We start from the raw sequence: 17950 nt of genomic DNA, 5'->3' as shown, positions 1-17950 counted from the left end.
CTTAATGGGTTTTTTACATCTGCCCGGCTTGGGCAAAGCACATTTTCACGAGTATGGTACCGGTCAAAAACCGCTGCTGGCCTTTCATGGCTATGGCATGACTGGGAAACAGTTTCATGTACTTGATCAATCCATCCTACCCCAATATCACATCTATGGTTTCGATCACTTTTTTCACGGCGAAAGCAGGCTGGATGGCTGGACAGAACAACAGATCGTGGCCGGGATGCCCAAAACCATGGTAAGCGGCTACATGGAAGAATGGTTTAAGCTTTACGGCCGGCAACGTTTTTCGGTAATGGGCTATTCTATAGGCGCCAACCTGGCCCTGATATTGGTTGAAGAATATGCCGATATGATTGATGACATCATTTTAATGGCCCCTGATGGCCTTGCTGTATTTAAAGGCTTTCATTTTATATTGCATAATACGCTTGGACGCGCAATTTTCCGTACGGCCACAAAAAGCAAATGGCTGGCACCTTTTTTAGTTAAAAGCATGAAAACCGTTGGCGCTATTGACGAAAGCCTTTACCGCATAGCTTATAATGAAATTGATACCGAACAAAAACGGCTTGACACCTATTATACCCTAAATTTGATCAGGCAGTTAAAGCCTGATGTGCAGAAAGTAGCACAACTAATCAATCAGCATAAAATTAAATGTTTGCTGATATTTGGCAGGCATGATAAACTATTCCCTAAATCGGCGGCAATGCCATTTTTAGGAATGCTTCATAATGCCGAAGTGCATGAAATTGAACTTGGGCACTGGTTGGTTACAAAAGCACTTGACGAGTATTTAGTTAAATAAACATGGTACCTTCGCGTAAAAAGAAATTTTGGAGTAAATTATTCATCCGTTGTGTAAAATGGTGGATCGGCCGTAATTTTAAAGAGGTTAATGTACAGCCCTTTGAGCCACGCCCGGGCCATTCAATATTGCTTTTGACCAATCATTTTAGCTGGTGGGATGGTTTCATTGCTAACCGGACAGCTGTTTATGATCTCAAAAAGCAATTTTACATCATGATGCAGCAGGACCAGTTCGATCAGCATAGTTATTTTCGATACATTGGTGCCTACTCCATTCAAAAGGGGTCAAGGGAGATACTCGACTCGCTCAGTTACTCGGCCGGGATATTAAATGATCCTGATAATCTTATCGTGATATTTCCGCAGGGCGAGCTCTATTCAAACCATGAAACATTTATACGTGTTGAAACCGGTGTTTATAAACTGATGCGACAGATAAAAGGCCCCTGCCAGGTGGTTTATCATTGTACCCTGATCGATTACTTTGAAAGCCTGAAGCCCCGCGCCTATGTCCATTTGTTTGATTTAGGTGTTGCCGGCGAACTTAGTTTTGAGCAGTTGAAGGAGAACATTAATAACGCACATCAGCAAGCGTTAAAAAACCAGATCAATATGGAACACTAATTAATTGACACTAATTTCCCGAATTATATCAAATTGACACTAATTTCATTTGATAAGCCATCAGCAAATTTCGTGTAATTCGATAAAATTGTCGCCGACATGCAATACATTCGTGTAAAATATGATCCGCAATAAAGAAAACTTTTTCATGACCCGTATTGTCCATTACTATGTTAAATGGATAGTTGGCAAAACGTTTCATGAACTGTTGTTTAACGACATTGTAATTGATAAAAATAAATCGGTGCTGCTGATAGGCAACCACTTTAGTTTTTGGGATGGGTTGATATTATACTGCGTAAACGATAAATTGCTAAAGAAAAAGTTACATGTCATGATCCTGGAAGAGACTGCCCGTAGCGAGCGCTTCCTGAAATTTGCCGGTGCTTTTTCGGTAAAAAAAGATTCAAAAAGTATCATCCAGTCCCTTGACTATGCGGCCGGATTGCTTACCGATCCGGCAAATTTGGTTTTGATATTTCCACAGGGCAAACTGTATGCTAACTTTGTTACCTGCATAAACTTTGAAAAAGGGGTTATGAGGATCATTGAAAAAGCAAACGGAAATTTCCAGCTCGTGTTTGCTTCAACTTTTATTCAGTACTTTAAACATAAAAAGGCAACGGCAACCGTTTATTTAAAAAGCGAACCAGAAAATTACACCGGTAAAAGCATAAGTAAATTACAGGAAGCTTACCAAAGGCATTATGAAGCCTCCAAATTACTGCAAACCGAATTTGATATATAAAAAGTGACCATAGCTATATTAATAACCCTCTTTTTTATCATACTCAGGTTTGCGGTAACGCTATTCAATTATATCTCCAACCCCAAACTGCCCCATATAGGGCGGTATTATTCGGATAAAGTTTCTATCCTGGTCCCTGCACGTAACGAGGCCGAAAACATATTAACCCTGTTAAATTCCATCCATCGGCAGGACTATAACAACTACGAGGTTATTATTTATGACGATGATTCAAGCGATGATACTTACCAGGTTTGTACTGAATTTGCCGCCGGGCACCCTCATTTCAGGGTGTTAAAGGGAGGTAAATTACCAGATGGCTGGATGGGGAAAAATTACGCCTGCCACCAAATGGCTAAACAGGCCGATGGTAAATATCTACTGTTTTTGGATGCCGACGAACAAGTTAGTAACCGGCTTATCAACAGTGCTGTGCACCGTATGCATTTGCACCAACTGGGTTTATTAAGCCTGTTTAGCAATCAAACCATGCTTACCCTCGGCGAGAACCTGGTAGTGCCTCTCATGCATTTCATATTGCTAAACCTGCTGCCTTTACGCCTGGTATATATATTAAAAAACGCCTCAGTAGCGGCCGCCAGCGGTCAGTTTATGTTGTTTGATGCTGCCATTTATCATAAACACCAATGGCACAAAGCGGTAAAAAACAAGGTGGTGGAAGACGTGGAGATCATGCGCCTCATAAAAGCGGAGCGTTATAATGGCGAGGCCCTGCTGGCCAACGGCATGATCAGCTGCCGTATGTACCGGGGATATGGCGAAGCTATAAACGGGTTCAGTAAAAATTTCCTGGCGGCTTTTAACTACAGCATCATTGGTTTTTTAGTGTACATTACCATCACTATTGCCGGTCCGCTGATTATCCTGACAACCCTGAACATGCCGCTGATACTTTTTACCGCAGGCCTTATTTTTCTTACGCGGATCATGATCTCCCTTTCGGCCGGTCAAAAAGCGGAGTATAACATCCTTTTACATCCTGCTCAAATGTTTAGCCTGCTTGTCGTAGCTGTTTTATCCATCCAAAGGTATCTCACCAAAACCACGATGTGGAAAGGGCGAAAAATTTGAAACCCATGGCATCCGATAATGCTGTCCGGGCAAAAAACAGGATCTGTATCATAGTTATTTTCCTGTTTCACCTGGTAGGGTTGATAGGCTTTATTATCCCCTCATTAACCGTATTATTTATAACCCTGGTACCTTGGCATTTACTATTGATGCTTGGGATTATCATTTATAGTTATGACAATTTCGACAGCAGGTTTCTGCTGTTTGCATTGACCGCCTTCGGCATCGGCTTCCTGGCCGAATACATCGGTGTACATACCGGTTGGCTCTTCGGGCATTATCAATATGGCAGAACACTTGGCATTAAACTATTTGAAATTCCCCTGATGATCGGGGTAAATTGGTTCCTGCTGGTCTATGCCGCGGGCATTACCCTGCAGCGAAGCCGCCTAAAAAGTACATTGGTAAGAATACTTTCAGGAGCTATGGTCCTTACCCTGCTCGATGTGCTGATTGAGCCTATTGCCATACATTTTGATTACTGGCATTGGCTGGATGCCGGCGTTCCGTTTAAAAACTATGTTTGCTGGTTTGTGCTGAGTGCATTGTTGCTTTTTATATTTGAGCAGTTTAAATTTAAACGGCAAAGCATTGTTGGCCCAACATTACTAATTGCGCAGTTTTTATTTTTTGCTGTTTTGAATTTGGTGTATTGAGCTAAGGGATCAACTATTTAGTGATATAATAATCATCAAAATCAATGCAATCATTACAATCAACGGTTATTTTTGCCGTAAATTTGCAGCACCATGGGAGATTATCAGTTAAAAGTTACTATTGACCAGGATTCGGGCTTTTGCTTTGGGGTGGTTTATGCCATTGATATGGCCGAGGAGATTTTAGAAGAAGACGGCTACCTGTACTGCCTTGGCGATATTGTGCATAATGACGAAGAGGTTGAACGCCTGAAAGCAAAAGGCCTGCGCATCATTGAACACGACCAGCTTAAAGATCTCCATAATGAAAAGGTGCTCATCCGTGCCCATGGCGAAGCTCCCGACACCTACCGTACGGCTTTAGAGAATAACATCACCCTTATTGATGCCTCATGCCCGGTAGTGCTTAAACTGCAAAACCGCATCAAAACCTCATACGACTCGAACGAGAAGATCCTGATTTTTGGCAAGCACGGTCATGCAGAAGTGGTTGGCCTGCAGGGACAAACAAATGATGAAGCGATAGTTTTCCAGGATATTGCCGAGCTGGACAATGTAGAACTGCCGCACAACATTACGCTGTATAGCCAAACCACCAAGAGTATGGATAAATTCTACTCGGTTAAAGATGAGCTTATTTCACGCGGCTACGCCCTTAAGGCTAATGATACTATTTGCCGCCAGGTAAGTAACCGGGATAAAGACCTGCCTAAATTTGCAACACGCTTTGATAAGATTGTTTTTGTATCTGGCAAAAAATCATCAAACGGTAAGGTATTGTATGAAGTATGCCGCAAGCACAATCCCAATACTTACTTCATATCCTCAACCGACGAGCTGGATAAAAACATGTTTGCGCCAAATGATACCATTGGTATTGCCGGTGCAACATCAACCCCCATGTGGCTGATGCAGAAAGTAAAAGCCGCTATAGAAAGCTTTTAACAGCACGCTTTTTGCTGTAATAGGTAACATGCAAAAAAGTCCATCAAATATTGGTTTATTTGTGGCCGCGCTGGTAATTGGCTGCTGGGCAACAAGTATTACATTACTGATGCAATGGCATTTCAGCTTCAGCAATCCTCTTGTTTATGTACTGATGCTGGTGCAAATGCACCTTTATACCGGGCTGTTCATCACCGCTCACGATGCTATGCATGGTACAGTTTCGCCCGATAAGGGCTTAAATAACTTTGTGGGTTACCTCAGCACTTTCCTATATGCCTCGTTCTGGTACCCGCAATTGTACACCAAACACCACAAGCACCATAGCCACGTACATACCCATGAAGATCCGGATTATCATCAGGGCAGCTTTTTTGCATGGTATGTACAATTTATCCGCAATTACCTGTCCATATGGCAAATTGTGGTGATGGCTGTTGTATTCAATATCCTGAAGATCTGGATCCCGCAGCCAAACCTGATCATGTTTTGGGTTGCGCCCTCATTACTAAGCACATTACAGTTATTTTACTTCGGTACATACCAACCCCATAAAGGCGAACACAATAACCGGCACTTTGCCCGGAGCCAGCGCCGCAATCATTTGGCTGCATTTTTTAGTTGCTATTTTTTTGGCTATCATTATGAGCACCATGAATCGCCGGGTGTACCCTGGTGGAGATTGTGGAAAGTTGTTAAATCCAACCCGCGTTAGGGATCGGAGCGGATACCGGCCTGTGGCTAATGCCCGTGCAGTATGAGCGTAGAGCCCGGCCGCAGGTAACGCCCTAATCATATAAAAATAGCTGATACGTTAAATTACTTATCAACATATTTCCTGAAAAACAAATAACACAGTTCCTAAATTCAATTTCTACTTTCAAACATTCACTTATCTTACACCTCATTTATTTGTAAATTGTGACCGACGTCATAACTTACGGAGCATTTTTTGCTATTTTTGCGCCTACAGTTATGGCTAAAAAAGGAATTTTACTGGTTAACCTGGGCACCCCGGATAGCCCCAGCACAGCAGATGTAAAGCGTTATTTGAATGAGTTTTTGATGGATCCGCGGGTTATTGATATCGGGGCCATTTCACGCACTCTTTTAGTCAAAGGCCTTATTGTTCCGTTCAGGGCACCTAAATCGGCCAAATTGTACCAAGCCATTTGGGACCCTAAAACAGGCTCACCACTGTTACATTACAGTGTTTTACAACAGCAGGCTTTACAACAGCGCCTTGGCGATGACTATATGGTTGAGCTGGCTATGCGTTACCAAAATCCTTCTATCGAGTCGGCTTTGGAGAAGCTGAAAGCAGCCCTTGTTGAAAGTATCCAGGTAATCCCTTTGTTTCCGCAATATGCTTCGGCCAGTACCGGGTCTGTTTATGAAAAGGTGATGGACATTGTTGGCAAATGGCCAACATCGCCAAATATTACGTTCATCAACTCTTTCCATGATAATGAGCTGATGATTGAAACTTTTGCTGATAACGCTCAAAAATATAATCCCGAAACGTACGATCACGTTTTATTTAGCTTTCACGGACTGCCGCAAAGGCAGCTGATTAAAGCAGACCATACGCATAACCACTGCCTTAAATCGGCCGGCTGCTGCGAAACGCTTACTGATGCCAACAGGTTTTGCTATTCGGCACAATCACATCATACGGCGAGACTGATAGCTGAAAAAATGGGCATTCCGAAAGAGAAATATACCATCTGCTTTCAATCGCGCCTGGGCAATGACCCATGGGTGCAGCCTTACACCAGCGAAATTGTAGCCAAACTGGCCGGCGAAGGTAAAAAACGTCTCCTGGTATTTTGCCCCGCCTTTGTAGCCGACTGCCTTGAAACCGTATATGAAGTAACTACCGAATATGGTGACGAGTTTAAAGCTCTCGGCGGTGAGCATGTGCAACTGGTTGAGAGTTTGAATGATGCACCTAAATTTATTGATGCCTTAGTGAAGATAGTAAAGCCTTCTTAGGAAAACTCCCCTGTTGAATATAATTATTGCCTAACGGAGCTGTTTTATAGCATATGTTAGGCTTTTTTTATTGCATAAAAAAAGCATCTGCTCATTGCTGAACAGATGCTGTACGATTTTTATATAATTGATAGTTTAACCTACTTTTACATTTACCGCATTTAAGCCTTTTTTGCCTTGCTCTACATCGTAGGTAACGCTATCGTTTTCACGGATAGTGTCGATCAGGCCTGAGACGTGTACAAAAACTTCGGCACCACCATTAGTTGGTGTAATAAATCCGAAACCTTTGGTTTCATTAAAGAATTTTACTGTTCCTTGCATTATATTTTTATTTAATTACTACAAAGGTAACATTAATTATTAACAATCAATTAAAAATAAGGCCATTACACGTTTATAGTTTTCAGAAGTGTAATTTCCTGTTAAAAACTACCTCTTAAAACAGCATTTGTCAACTCCCGAAAGCCTTAACACTTAGTGTTTTAACTTGGTTATTGCTGTAAAGGAGTACTGCTGTAAACATGATATTCGCCGGGTTGCAGCGTCATGGAATATGGCAATGATGTTACACTTATACTGGTTTTGTTAATGTTATCATACCAGGTTCCGGTAGCCGGGAAGCTGATACTGCCGGTTTGCAGCACCACGTCAAAATTGCCTACCACCTCAACATTCGCGCTGGCTTCTTTTAGTTGGATTGTTTTAATGGGACCGGCAAGATCATAAGTGTAATTGGTTGAGGCAAATACAGCGTTCTTTTCCTTCATCTTAATCATCTTTGCATAAACACCATATAAATGCCTCCTGTTAGGGTCGGTATTATAGTTCCAGTAGATAGGTTTATTGCTGGTGCGGCCTCCCTGGTTAATACTTACATCATAACCAAGCTCCCCAAACTGCCATAGCATTTTAGGCCCCGGAACCGAAAACAGGAACGCAGCTGCCATTTCTTCGCGCGCCAAACCTGTGTTTTTATCTTTTACATTGTAGCTGCCAACCGCATTGCCATAGCTTTCATTTTTAAACTGCAGGCGTTCCTCATCATGGCTTTCAAAGTAGCCTACCAGGTTATACGGCTGCGTAAACGTATGCTGATCATAAAACAAACCCTGAAAATTGGAGTTGGTTAGCCAGCCCATAGTAGCTTCATTGGCATTATAGTTCAGGTTGTTCCAAAGCATCATGCCTTCGCCGGCCAGTTCTTTTTCTTCCTGGTTAGCCGCAAAATGTTCCAGTATTACGTAGAAGTTATTATTATCGATACTTTTTATATAGTTGTTATAATCTTTCCAGATGGCTACACGACTGGCATCATATTGGCTCCATGCGTTCACGGCTGCATCAGACGTGCCATAGTTAACCTGGGTAAAACCTTTTGAAAGGTCGAAGCGGAAACCATCTATCTTATACTCCGTCATCCAGAATTTGAGCACGTTTTTTACAAAATATTTAGTGTCGGCGCTTTCATGGTTAAACTGGTAACCTACATTGTAAGGATGCGTTGGGTCCACATTATACCAGGGATTGTTGGCCGCAGGTTTGCCCGCTGTTGTATTAAAATACATTTGTACCATTGGCGATTGGCCAAAGGAGTGATTAAGCACTATATCCTGGATAACTGCTATACCCCGCGAGTGGCACTCATCAATAAAAGCTTTCAAGGCGTTTTTGGTACCGTAGTATTTATCAGGTGCAAAATAAAAAGACGGATTATAGCCCCATGAAAGATTGCCTTCAAACTCATTAAAAGGCATCAGTTCAATAGCATTAACGCCCAGGTTTGAGAGATACTTCAGCGTATCTGTAAGGGTTTGATAGTTATGGGCATCAATAAAATCGCGTAGCAATAACTCATAAATAACCAGGTTCTTTTTATCGGGGCGGGTAAAGCTGGTGTTTTTCCAGCTGTACGCAGGCTGATTGGCCTGAAAAACGCTTACATTACCGGTAGTTTTCCCGGCTGGATACTTTTTTAAGTTGGGATAGGTATCTGAAGAAATGTATGAATCGTTATCAGGGTCAAGCACCTTTTCGGTATATGGATCAGCTACCTTCAATGATTTATCAATATAAAGCTGGTAACCATATTCAGCAGCGGGATCGATGTTATCAATTTGTACCCACCAGCGTTTGCCATCGGGTGTGTTATTCATCACGGCCTTGGTATCATTTACATCCCAACCGTTAAAATCACCTATTACTGATACGGATTTTTTGCCCGGCGCATACAGGTTAAAAATTACCGATTTACCCGAATTGATAAAAGTAACCCCATCTTTTGCACCAGCCGGCAACGCCTTTCCGGTGTTTACCACCGTATCACCGGGAACGTTCCCGGAATTGCCCGGCAAAACTTCCTTCTTTTTGCATGAAGTAAAACCGGCCAATAAAAGTCCGGCAAGTAATAAGTAAACATTTTTAATGATCATATTTTATTATAATTGGTTTTTTGCGGTAAAACAGCTGGTAGCCGGTTGGTTTACAGGCCAAACGTACGCAACGCAATATCAGTAAAATAATTGGTAAAGTTACCTTTCATTAAATTATGTACTTATCAATTGGAATAATTCTCCCTTTAGACTATCATGTAAGGAAAACTTCAAAGCCCTCCCTGGTGGAGAAGGCTTGAGTGCGACTAATTATTTCGCCGGCCTAACCCCTTCGCTGGTCATTACCACCCGCTTAATACTTCCATCTTTATTGTAATACAAATAATCGATGCAAACGGAACGGTGGAAACTGCCCGCATCAGGCACTAACGCTCCGTTATGATATATAAAATACCATTTGCCCTTAAACTCAATGATAGCCTGGTGATTGGTATTAGAATTTCCAGCTATTTCGTTAATGATCCCCTTATATTCCCACGGGCCATTGATATTCCGGCTCATAGCATACGCTATTTTTTCGGGAAACTCATAGGCATATGAAAGATAATACCAGCCGTTACGCTCGTGGATCCACGGCGCTTCTGTATAATGCGGCAGGGTAATCGTTTTAATCTCCCCGTCAAGCTCGGTCATGTTGCTTTTAAGTTTAGCATAATAGCAAATGCCATTTCCCCAAAACAGGTAGGCCTGCCCGCCTTTATCAATAATAACCGTCGGGTCAATATCATCCCATGAATGCTTTACGGCCTTGGTCATATCGTTGATAACCAAAGCGCTGCCACGGGCGTCCTTAAACGGCCCTAACGGACTGTCAGATACCGCCACGCCAATAGCTTTGCCATGAATAGTGCCATGTTCAACAGCCACATACCAATAAAACTTGCCATTCCGTTCTATCACCTGCGAAGCCCATGCATCGTCCCTGGCCCATTGAAAAGCCTTAACATTCATCGGTGAGGGATGCTCTGTCCAGTTTACCATATCGGTTGTAGTGAAGCAGGTCCAGTCGTGCATGGTATAGCCGTTATGACCGGGCGCAGCTTCATCATGCCCGGTGTACAGGTATACCTTATCCTTATAAACCATAGCCGCCGGATCGGCAGTATACTTGTGCCTGATAATGGGGTTACCATCGGCATGGAATGTGGTATCGCGGGTTGTGGCATTGGCATATGTCAGGCTGCCAAATGCCAGGCCCAATGCGATGAGGTATTGTGATATTTTCATATTGTAATGTTAATGCAACAGATTTCAGGCGAGGAAGCTTAACCTGCGCTGGGTTCAACAATAACAGCCGCCGCCCGGCTCCAGCCGAATGGCTTTTATTCCCAGGCCTCTGGCCTGCTACTCCTGCTTCGGCGGCCAGAGGCCGCTTGATCGTTACCACCCGGCTGGAGCCGAGCGGTGGCGACTAAGTTATAAGCAATAACTATAAGTAGGTATTCATTTCCTTATCACCGGCCATCCATCAACCCAATCCAGCCTCTCTATCCTCAACTTCGAAATCCCTCTATCAGCTGCATCATAGCCGTGGAAAATAATGTAATCCGCGCCGTCAAAGGTGCTTACACCGTTATGTCCAACACCATACCAATCCTTATCGCCCGCCAGCAGGATACTACCGCCACCTTTTTTCATGGCTATGCCTTCTTTATCCAGGTATGGCCCTTTCAGTTTTTTCGAGCGACCGATAATCATTTTGTAAGTACTCTTCGGTCCTTTGCAGCAATAATCTATCGAGGCAAACAGGTAAAAGTATTGATCGTGTTTAAAAATAAACGGCGCTTCAATGGCATTGCCTCCTGCATCAACAGGATTACCGTCAACAGCGGGTAGATTTTCCGTTGCTATTTTTCGGCGTGTTGCAATGGTTGGAATGTTATCAATATTTTCCGCATCGCTTAACCTGTCTTTATTCAGTTTTACCAGTTTTAATCCATCCCAAAACGAGCCGAAAACTAAATATGGCGTACCGTCTTTGTCCGTAATTAAATTAGGGTCGATGGCATTCCAGTTGGTTTTGCCTGGGATGGATTGAATTACCTTGCCATGATCAATCCATTTATATGCCGGATCATTGGTATGTAATGTAGTATTGGTTGCTACACCTATGGCCGAAGTGTTTTTGCCAAAGGCCGATACTGAATAAAACAAGTAATACAGCCCATTATAAAACGAAATATCCGGCGCCCAAATGTGCCCTTTAAAACCGGGAATAGCATCAACCGCCCATTGCGGGGGCGTTGCAAACACCGGTTTCTCGGCCTTCCAATGTACCCTATCACTTGACGACCACATAGCAATGCCGTTGCCCGTACAAAAGATGTAATACGTACTATCCTGTCGGGTCATTACCGGGTCGTGTACCGATATATCAGTCCTTAGTTCCTGGGCATTGCAGAAAATGCCCGGGAACAATAAGGATATGATCAATAGGATCTTTTTCAAGGCTATTTATTTTTAAGCCTTACTACTTTAAACGAGTAAGGTTCAACTGCCAGCTTCAGGGTATTGCCCGAAATATCAATCTTGCTTTCAACAGGGCTAACTGCCGTTGGTGCGGTCAATGAATTTTCAGCATCCTTGTCGTCGGCTTTTAGTGTAGTAACCGTGGCCTGTTTTTGATAACCTTTTGAGCCTGTAATTTTAAAGCTTACATTTTGAGCCGAAGTGCTGGTATTCACAAACTTGATCACCAGTTCATTGGTATTCTTATCTAAACTGGCAGTAGCATAGCTATCATTTTGGCCGGCTACGGCCTCGTTGTTTAAGGTAAGCGGCACTACATCTGTTCCTTTATTAATGGAAAACAGTTGCTGCACATAATAATTCGGCGTAGCATAACTTTTCAGGTTATCAAACCAGATGAGGTTTGGTGTCCACTGCCAGCCTTCAACATGAGCAAAAAGCGGGGCGTATGAAGCCATGTTCACCACATCTGCATTACGCTCCAAACCGGTCATGAAGGCCGCTTCAGATAATGCGCACTCCCAATTGTTTTTGTTATCGGGGTTTACGGTTGATTTGCTTTGCGCGGCATATTCACCGGCGAAAATCTTAGGGCCTTTACGGTCATAGTTATCATAACGGCGGGCATTATCCCTGAACCATTTTGCAGGCGCATAATAATGCTCATCCAAAATATCGGCACCTAAACCGCGGAAGGTTTTATTTAACAGGTCAAACTCTTTACCATCAGGCGATGGGCCTAAAGCAGACACAATCTTGATATCCGGGTATTTAGTTTTGATAGCTTTGGTAAAGATTTTCCAACGGTCGATATATTGCGGGCCCCATTGCTCGTTACCTACACCGATCATTTTTAAATTAAACGGTGCCGGGTGACCGAGATCGGTACGCAGCTTACCCCATTTGGTGCTGGCATCGCCATTGGCAAACTCAATCAGGTCGAGCGCGTCCTGCACATAAGGATCAAGCTTATCCAAAGGCACCAGTTCGCCGGTGTTGAACTCGCAGGCCATACCGCAATTCAGGATAGGCAGCGGCGAAGCGCCAATATCCTCGGCAGTCATGAAATACTCCATAAAGCCCAGACCGAAAGTTTGGTAATAATCAGGCGTTGGACGGTGTTTAAACTCGGTATTCCAGCGGTTGATGATGTTCTCGCGTTTATCAACCGCGCCGATAGTTTTTTTCCACTGATAGCGGTTGCTCAGCTCGCGGCCTTCAACAATACATCCGCCGGGGAAACGCAAAAAGCCGGGCTTAAGATCAGCCAATCTCTGTACCAGGTCGGCACGCAGGCCACCCGGGCGGTTTTTCCAGGTGTGCTCGGGAAACAGGGAAATCATATCGAGGTCGATTACGCCCTTACCGCTCATCCAAACATACAGCTGTGCTTTCTGCGTTGTAGCACTCGATTTAAACTTCACGCTGTAACGGTTCCATTCTTTATCGGTTGGCGTAAGTTCGGCTTTACCTATAACAGCATCATTATCGCCGTGCAGTTCAATATTCAGCTTTACGTTGGTATCACCTTCCTGTTTGGCTATCACCGAAAAGCTGTATTCCTCGCCTTCCTTAACCCCCATCCCGCGGAAACCCTCGTTCGAGAAACCGTAAAAACCGGCATCAGTTGTGATATAGCTCTTTATAAAGTGCGCATTTTCCGGACGTTCAACAGCACGGTTGATCACTTCAGTGCGGCCGTCACCGCCGTCCTTTTTTTGCTCTTTCCATCCCATCAAAGGCATGTTAAACTCAAACGAACGGTTTTTTACCAACTCGGCATAAACACCGCCATCGGCAGCAAGGTTAATATCCTCAAAAAATATCCCATACATGGTAGGCTGAATGTGTGCCTTCACCTTATCAGCCGCTATAGTATATTGCGTTTGCGCATGCATCGCGGTAAAAGTACCGGCAGCACACAGCATTAAAAAAGCTCTTTTTAGCATCGCTTATTTATTTGGAGAATTTGTAAATGGTGACCGTATGGTAAGTTTGCCCTGGCTTTAACACCGTTGAAGCAAACGCCGGCTGGTTTGGCGCATCAGGAAAATGCTGGGTTTCCAAACAAAACGCCGACCGGTGCGGGTAAGCTTTGCCGCCTTTTCCATCTTTAGTTTCGCCGGTTAAAAAGTTGCCTGAGTAAAATTGCAGTCCCGGCTCTTCGGTAAACACTTCTAAAGTGATACCAGTTACCGTACTTTTTACTGTAGCAACAGGAGTAGTAAGATCATGTTTGTTCAAAACAAAATTATGGTCATAGCCTTTACCGTTTTTCAATTGCTCGTCGGCCACATCAATGTCTTTACCAATGGTTTTTGATGTAGTAAAATCAAACGGAGTACCTTTAACAGGCTGCAGTTTTCCGGTTGGGATAAGCGTGGTATCCACAGGCAAAAAAGCGTCGGCATTTATTTGCAGTACGTTATCAGTAATGGTTGGATTACCGGCGCCATTGAGGTTAAAATAAGCGTGATTGGTTAAGTTAACAATGGTAGTTTTATCGGTAGTAGCTTTGTATTCTATTTTAAGCGCATTATCATCACCCAAAGTATAAACCACTGTTGCAGTTAAATTGCCAGGATAACCGCCTTCGCCATCCTTTGAAACATAGGTAAATTCCAGCTGCGAAGCGCTCAGTTGCTTAGCCGCAAATACCTTTCCGTAAAAGCCGTTGAAGCCGCCATGCAGGGTGTTTACACCATCGTTAATATCCAACTGGTAAGCTTTGCCATCAAGAGTAAATTTACCTTTTGCAATGCGGTTACCATAGCGGCCTATAATGGCGCCGAAATACGGCTCCTTTGGTTTTTGATAGCTTTTCAATGAATCGTAACCTAAAATAACATCGGTAGCTTTACCGTCTTTATCAGGTACCAGTAAGCTTACCAGCCTGCCGCCATAATTGGTAACGGCCACTGTTGCGCCGCTGTTATTTTTTAGGGTAAAGAGTTTAACTTTTTGCCCCTGTACATCGGCCTCAAAATTGGCCGAATCGGGTATTGACTGGGTAGTTACCGAGGTCGAATCTTTCACGGTTGAATCAGTTGCTTTTGGATTGCTGTTACAAGCTGCAAAAAGCGCTGCCGAACAGCTTAACATCATTAATAAATTCTTGTTATTCTTCATAATTTGAGGTTGTTAGCTTGCTTTTTAAAGCATTTGCCGTTTAGCTATTATAATTTCCGGAACAAATAAATTGGTTTAACTAATGGTTTGGGAATCAGTGAGACCAATGTATAAAAATTAATTTATAATTGTTAAAAAAACACTTAAAATATTTAATTAAAAAAAGCCCGCCTCGCGCGGGACTTTCTTATTCAAAAATCAAATATTTCAACTAAACACCTGCAGCCTTGGCATGGTCGGCCAGGAACTGCGCAAGTCCGTTATCTGTAAGCGGGTGTTTTAGCAAAGCGGTAATAGCACTCAGCGGACCGGTTATCACATCGGCCCCAAGCTTAGCGCAGTTAACAATGTGCATAGCATGGCGTACCGAAGCTGCCAGTATCTGTGTTTCATAACCGTAGTTATCATAAATCAGCCTGATATCTTCAATCAGTTGTAAACCATCCGTCGAGATATCATCTAAACGGCCAATAAACGGTGATACGTAAGTAGCACCAGCCTTAGCCGCCAACAGGGCCTGACCCGCTGAAAACACCAGCGTGCAATTGGTTTTAATTCCTTTTTGCTTAAAATATTTTAAAGCTTTTACGCCATCTTTTATCATGGGCAGCTTTACCACAATGCGCTCGTGAAGGGCAGCGAGCGCTTCGCCTTCGGCAACCATCTCGTCAAAAGTGGTTGATATAACTTCGGCACTTACATCGCCATCCGTAATTTCGCAAATGGCTTTGTAGTGGTTAATGATATTTTCATGGCCGGTAATACCTTCTTTAGCCATCAATGATGGGTTGGTGGTAACGCCGTCTAATACACCCAGGTCATGGGCTTCTTTAATTTGTGCCAGGTTGGCTGTGTCAATAAAAAACTTCATTTTATAAATTATTGTACTTACCAGAACTTTGCATAAAGCATGGTAAGCAGGATAAGTGTAACTACAATTAATGCCATGGTTGATTTCTCAACCTTGAACATACTACGCGGAATTTCAAATGCTTTAGGATTAACTTTCGGTCCGGCAAGGCTGATGGCCACCATCACAATAATGGTGAACATGAATGACAGCCCCATACAAATCAGGAACGGAATTTCATAGCCGCCCTTACCGTTAGGGAAAGCTGAGTAAAGCAAAGTCTCGTTACCAAACAATTTTGGCGCATAATTATTGAACAGCACCGACATGCCAAAGCCTGTCAAAATACCTGCAATAGCCGCGGCTCCGGTGGTACGTTTCCAAAAGAAACCTAAAATGAAAATGGCGAAGATCCCCGGGCTGATAAAGCCTGTGTATTTCTGGATAAAGGTAAAGCCGCCTTCGCCGCCTATGCCTAAAAGATCTTTCCAGGTAAGCATGATAGAGAACACTAATGCAGCCAAAATAGTAAGCCTGCCTACATTAACCATACTCTTTTCACTGGCTTCTTTGCTAATGTGTTTCTTGTAGATATCAAGCGTAAAGATGGTACTGATACTATTAGCCTTACCTGCCAGCGAAGCCACGATAGCAGCAGTTAAAGCTGCAACCGAAAGACCTTTTAACCCGGTTGGTAAAAAGCCCAATATAGCCGAGTAAGCATTATCTGAGTTGAAGTGCCCACCCGATGCCATTTCCTGTTGCAAGCCGCCGTTTTTGTACAATACGTAAGCAGCAATACCCGGTAAAACCACAATAACAGGCATGGCCAGTTTCATTAAACCGGCAAAAAGGATCCCGGTACGGGCAGTTTTCAGATTTGCACCCAAAGCCCTTTGGGTGATATATTGGTTACAGCCCCAGTAGTTAAGGTTCACGATCCACTGACCGGCAAAATACATAGCAATACCAGGCAGCGCAAGGTATTTGTTGATCTCTGCCTGCGGAGCGCCCGGCTTAGGTTTAGCCATCATCATTTTAAAGTGATCAGGCGCATCGCTCATCATTTTATTTAAGCCCGCCATAGCATCTTTGCCCAAGCCAAAATGCTCACTCACCAAAGTAAGCGCTATGTAAGTAGTAGCTAACCCCCCTACAACCAGTACCAATACCTGTATAACATCGGTGAAGCCGATAACTTTCATACCACCAAGGGTGATGAACAGCGCGAAAATGGATAATGCGATGATGATCTCATGCAGATATCCGCCGCCCATTAAGTTATTAATGGCCAATGCACCCAGGTAAAGTATAGAGGTTAGGTTAACCAGTACATACAGCAACAGCCAGAAAATGGCCATGATAAAACTTACCGTTTCATTATACCGCGTATGCAGAAATTGCGGCATGGTGAAAATCTTATTTTTGAGGTATACCGGTATAAACCATACAGCCACAATAATCAGCGCTATGGCAGCAACCCATTCGTAAGCTGCAACGGCCAAACCCACGGCAAAACCCTGTCCGCTGGTGCCTATAAATTGCTCGGCAGATATGTTTGACGCGATTAGCGAAGCACCAATGGCCCACCAGGTAAGTGAACCTTCGGCCAGGAAAAAGTCGTGACTATCAGATACGCCTTTGATCTTTTTACGGCTGTATACCCAGTACCCGTAGCTCGTAACTACAATAAAATAGATTACGAAGATCACGTAATCGATAGTGGAAAATTTGTTCATTATTTGGTTTAAAATTTAGTTTAGCGCCCCACCCAACCCTCCCCTAAACGGTGAGGGCTTTTTAAAGCATTGGTTAAGTTTATATTCTTCTCATTTTTGTCTGAACCTGAATTTGCCGAATTAAAGGATTAACAGCATGCTAATCTAATTCGATAAATTCTTTAATTCCATGAATTCGAGTTCAGACAATTCCGAAATCCCACATCCGAAATCTCAAATTCACAATGGCGTTGCCTGCGGCCGGGCTATCCGCTCATACTGCACAAGGCCTTATTCACTGGCCAGTATCCGCTTTTATCCCTAACGCGAAACAGCGCAGAACTTAAGACTTACGAAGTTTTAAAAACTTCGTAAGTCTTTAAAAAAAACGCCGCCGCTCGGCTTCAGCCGAGTGGTTATTATCCCCAGGCCTCTGGCCTGCTACTCCAATCCCGGCGGCCAGAGGCCGCTTAATAGTTGCCACTCGGCCGGAGCCGAGCGGCGACCATCTTATA

Annotated in this window: 16 protein-coding genes; 8 read left to right on the top strand and 8 right to left on the bottom strand. The window is 43.4% G+C overall.

Going from position 1 to position 17950, the window contains the following annotated elements; translation table 11 throughout:
• The first annotated feature begins 4 nt into the window (after positions 1–4).
• The 8 genes from J3L18_RS30985 (at position 5) to hemH (ending at position 6876) form a co-directional block, all read left to right on the top strand.
• A complete protein-coding gene (locus tag J3L18_RS30985) occupies positions 5–814 on the top strand; it encodes an alpha/beta fold hydrolase (protein WP_091165758.1) in 810 nt (269 codons plus the stop codon).
• A 2-nt stretch (positions 815–816) separates the two neighbouring features.
• Positions 817–1440 (top strand): lysophospholipid acyltransferase family protein, encoded by a 624-nt coding sequence (locus J3L18_RS30980; RefSeq protein WP_129569078.1) that lies wholly within the window; start codon positions 817–819, stop codon positions 1438–1440.
• Between the two features lie 121 nt (positions 1441–1561).
• The gene (locus tag J3L18_RS30975; RefSeq protein WP_129569079.1) at positions 1562–2188 is read left to right on the top strand and encodes a 1-acyl-sn-glycerol-3-phosphate acyltransferase; all 627 of its coding nucleotides are present in this window, start codon (positions 1562–1564) and stop codon (positions 2186–2188) included.
• Positions 2189–2191: 3 nt separating this feature from the next.
• Entirely contained in the window at positions 2192–3280 is a 1089-nt protein-coding gene (locus tag J3L18_RS30970) for a glycosyltransferase family 2 protein (RefSeq protein WP_129569080.1), read from the top strand.
• A gap of 5 nt (positions 3281–3285) precedes the next feature.
• Positions 3286–3936 carry a carotenoid biosynthesis protein gene (locus J3L18_RS30965; protein WP_129569081.1) on the top strand — a complete coding sequence of 217 codons (651 nt, stop codon included), beginning with the start codon at positions 3286–3288 and terminating at the stop codon, positions 3934–3936.
• Positions 3937–4029: 93 nt separating this feature from the next.
• Positions 4030–4881 carry a 4-hydroxy-3-methylbut-2-enyl diphosphate reductase gene (locus J3L18_RS30960; RefSeq protein ID WP_112652757.1) on the top strand — a complete coding sequence of 284 codons (852 nt, stop codon included), beginning with the start codon at positions 4030–4032 and terminating at the stop codon, positions 4879–4881.
• Between the two features lie 28 nt (positions 4882–4909).
• Positions 4910–5596: a fatty acid desaturase gene (locus J3L18_RS30955; protein WP_129569082.1), complete on the top strand. Its 687-nt coding sequence runs from the start codon at positions 4910–4912 to the stop codon at positions 5594–5596.
• A gap of 260 nt (positions 5597–5856) precedes the next feature.
• Positions 5857–6876, top strand: a complete 1020-nt coding sequence (gene hemH / locus J3L18_RS30950; RefSeq protein WP_129569208.1) for a ferrochelatase — start codon at positions 5857–5859, stop codon at positions 6874–6876.
• A 135-nt stretch (positions 6877–7011) separates the two neighbouring features.
• Here the strand turns inward: hemH and J3L18_RS30945 are convergent, their stop codons facing one another.
• The 8 genes from J3L18_RS30945 to J3L18_RS30910 form a co-directional block, all read right to left on the bottom strand.
• On the bottom strand, positions 7012–7203 hold the full coding sequence (locus J3L18_RS30945) for a cold-shock protein (RefSeq protein ID WP_090528875.1): 192 nt from the start codon (positions 7201–7203) through the stop codon (positions 7012–7014).
• Positions 7204–7370: 167 nt separating this feature from the next.
• Positions 7371–9308 (bottom strand): alpha-amylase family glycosyl hydrolase, encoded by a 1938-nt coding sequence (locus tag J3L18_RS30940; protein WP_129569083.1) that lies wholly within the window; start codon positions 9306–9308, stop codon positions 7371–7373.
• Between the two features lie 210 nt (positions 9309–9518).
• Positions 9519–10496: a glycoside hydrolase family 43 protein gene (locus J3L18_RS30935; RefSeq protein WP_129569084.1), complete on the bottom strand. Its 978-nt coding sequence runs from the start codon at positions 10494–10496 to the stop codon at positions 9519–9521.
• A 216-nt stretch (positions 10497–10712) separates the two neighbouring features.
• Positions 10713–11717 carry an arabinan endo-1,5-alpha-L-arabinosidase gene (locus J3L18_RS30930; RefSeq protein WP_208102357.1) on the bottom strand — a complete coding sequence of 335 codons (1005 nt, stop codon included), beginning with the start codon at positions 11715–11717 and terminating at the stop codon, positions 10713–10715.
• A 2-nt stretch (positions 11718–11719) separates the two neighbouring features.
• Positions 11720–13687, bottom strand: coding sequence for an alpha-L-arabinofuranosidase family protein (locus tag J3L18_RS30925; RefSeq protein ID WP_223266151.1), 1968 nt, complete (start codon positions 13685–13687; stop codon positions 11720–11722).
• Between the two features lie 7 nt (positions 13688–13694).
• Positions 13695–14867, bottom strand: coding sequence for an aldose epimerase family protein (locus J3L18_RS30920; RefSeq protein ID WP_223266152.1), 1173 nt, complete (start codon positions 14865–14867; stop codon positions 13695–13697).
• 211 nt (positions 14868–15078) lie between these two features.
• Positions 15079–15738, bottom strand: a complete 660-nt coding sequence (gene fsa, locus J3L18_RS30915; protein ID WP_090528887.1) for a fructose-6-phosphate aldolase — start codon at positions 15736–15738, stop codon at positions 15079–15081.
• A gap of 17 nt (positions 15739–15755) precedes the next feature.
• Entirely contained in the window at positions 15756–17456 is a 1701-nt protein-coding gene (locus J3L18_RS30910) for a sodium:solute symporter family transporter (RefSeq protein ID WP_129569085.1), read from the bottom strand.
• Positions 17457–17950 lie beyond the last annotated feature (494 nt).

It is taken from the genome of Mucilaginibacter gossypii (assembly GCF_017569325.2).
Lineage (GTDB): Bacteria > Bacteroidota > Bacteroidia > Sphingobacteriales > Sphingobacteriaceae > Mucilaginibacter > Mucilaginibacter gossypii.
Note: the sequence above shows the minus strand (reverse complement) of the source record. Positions and strands in the feature narration are given on the sequence as shown.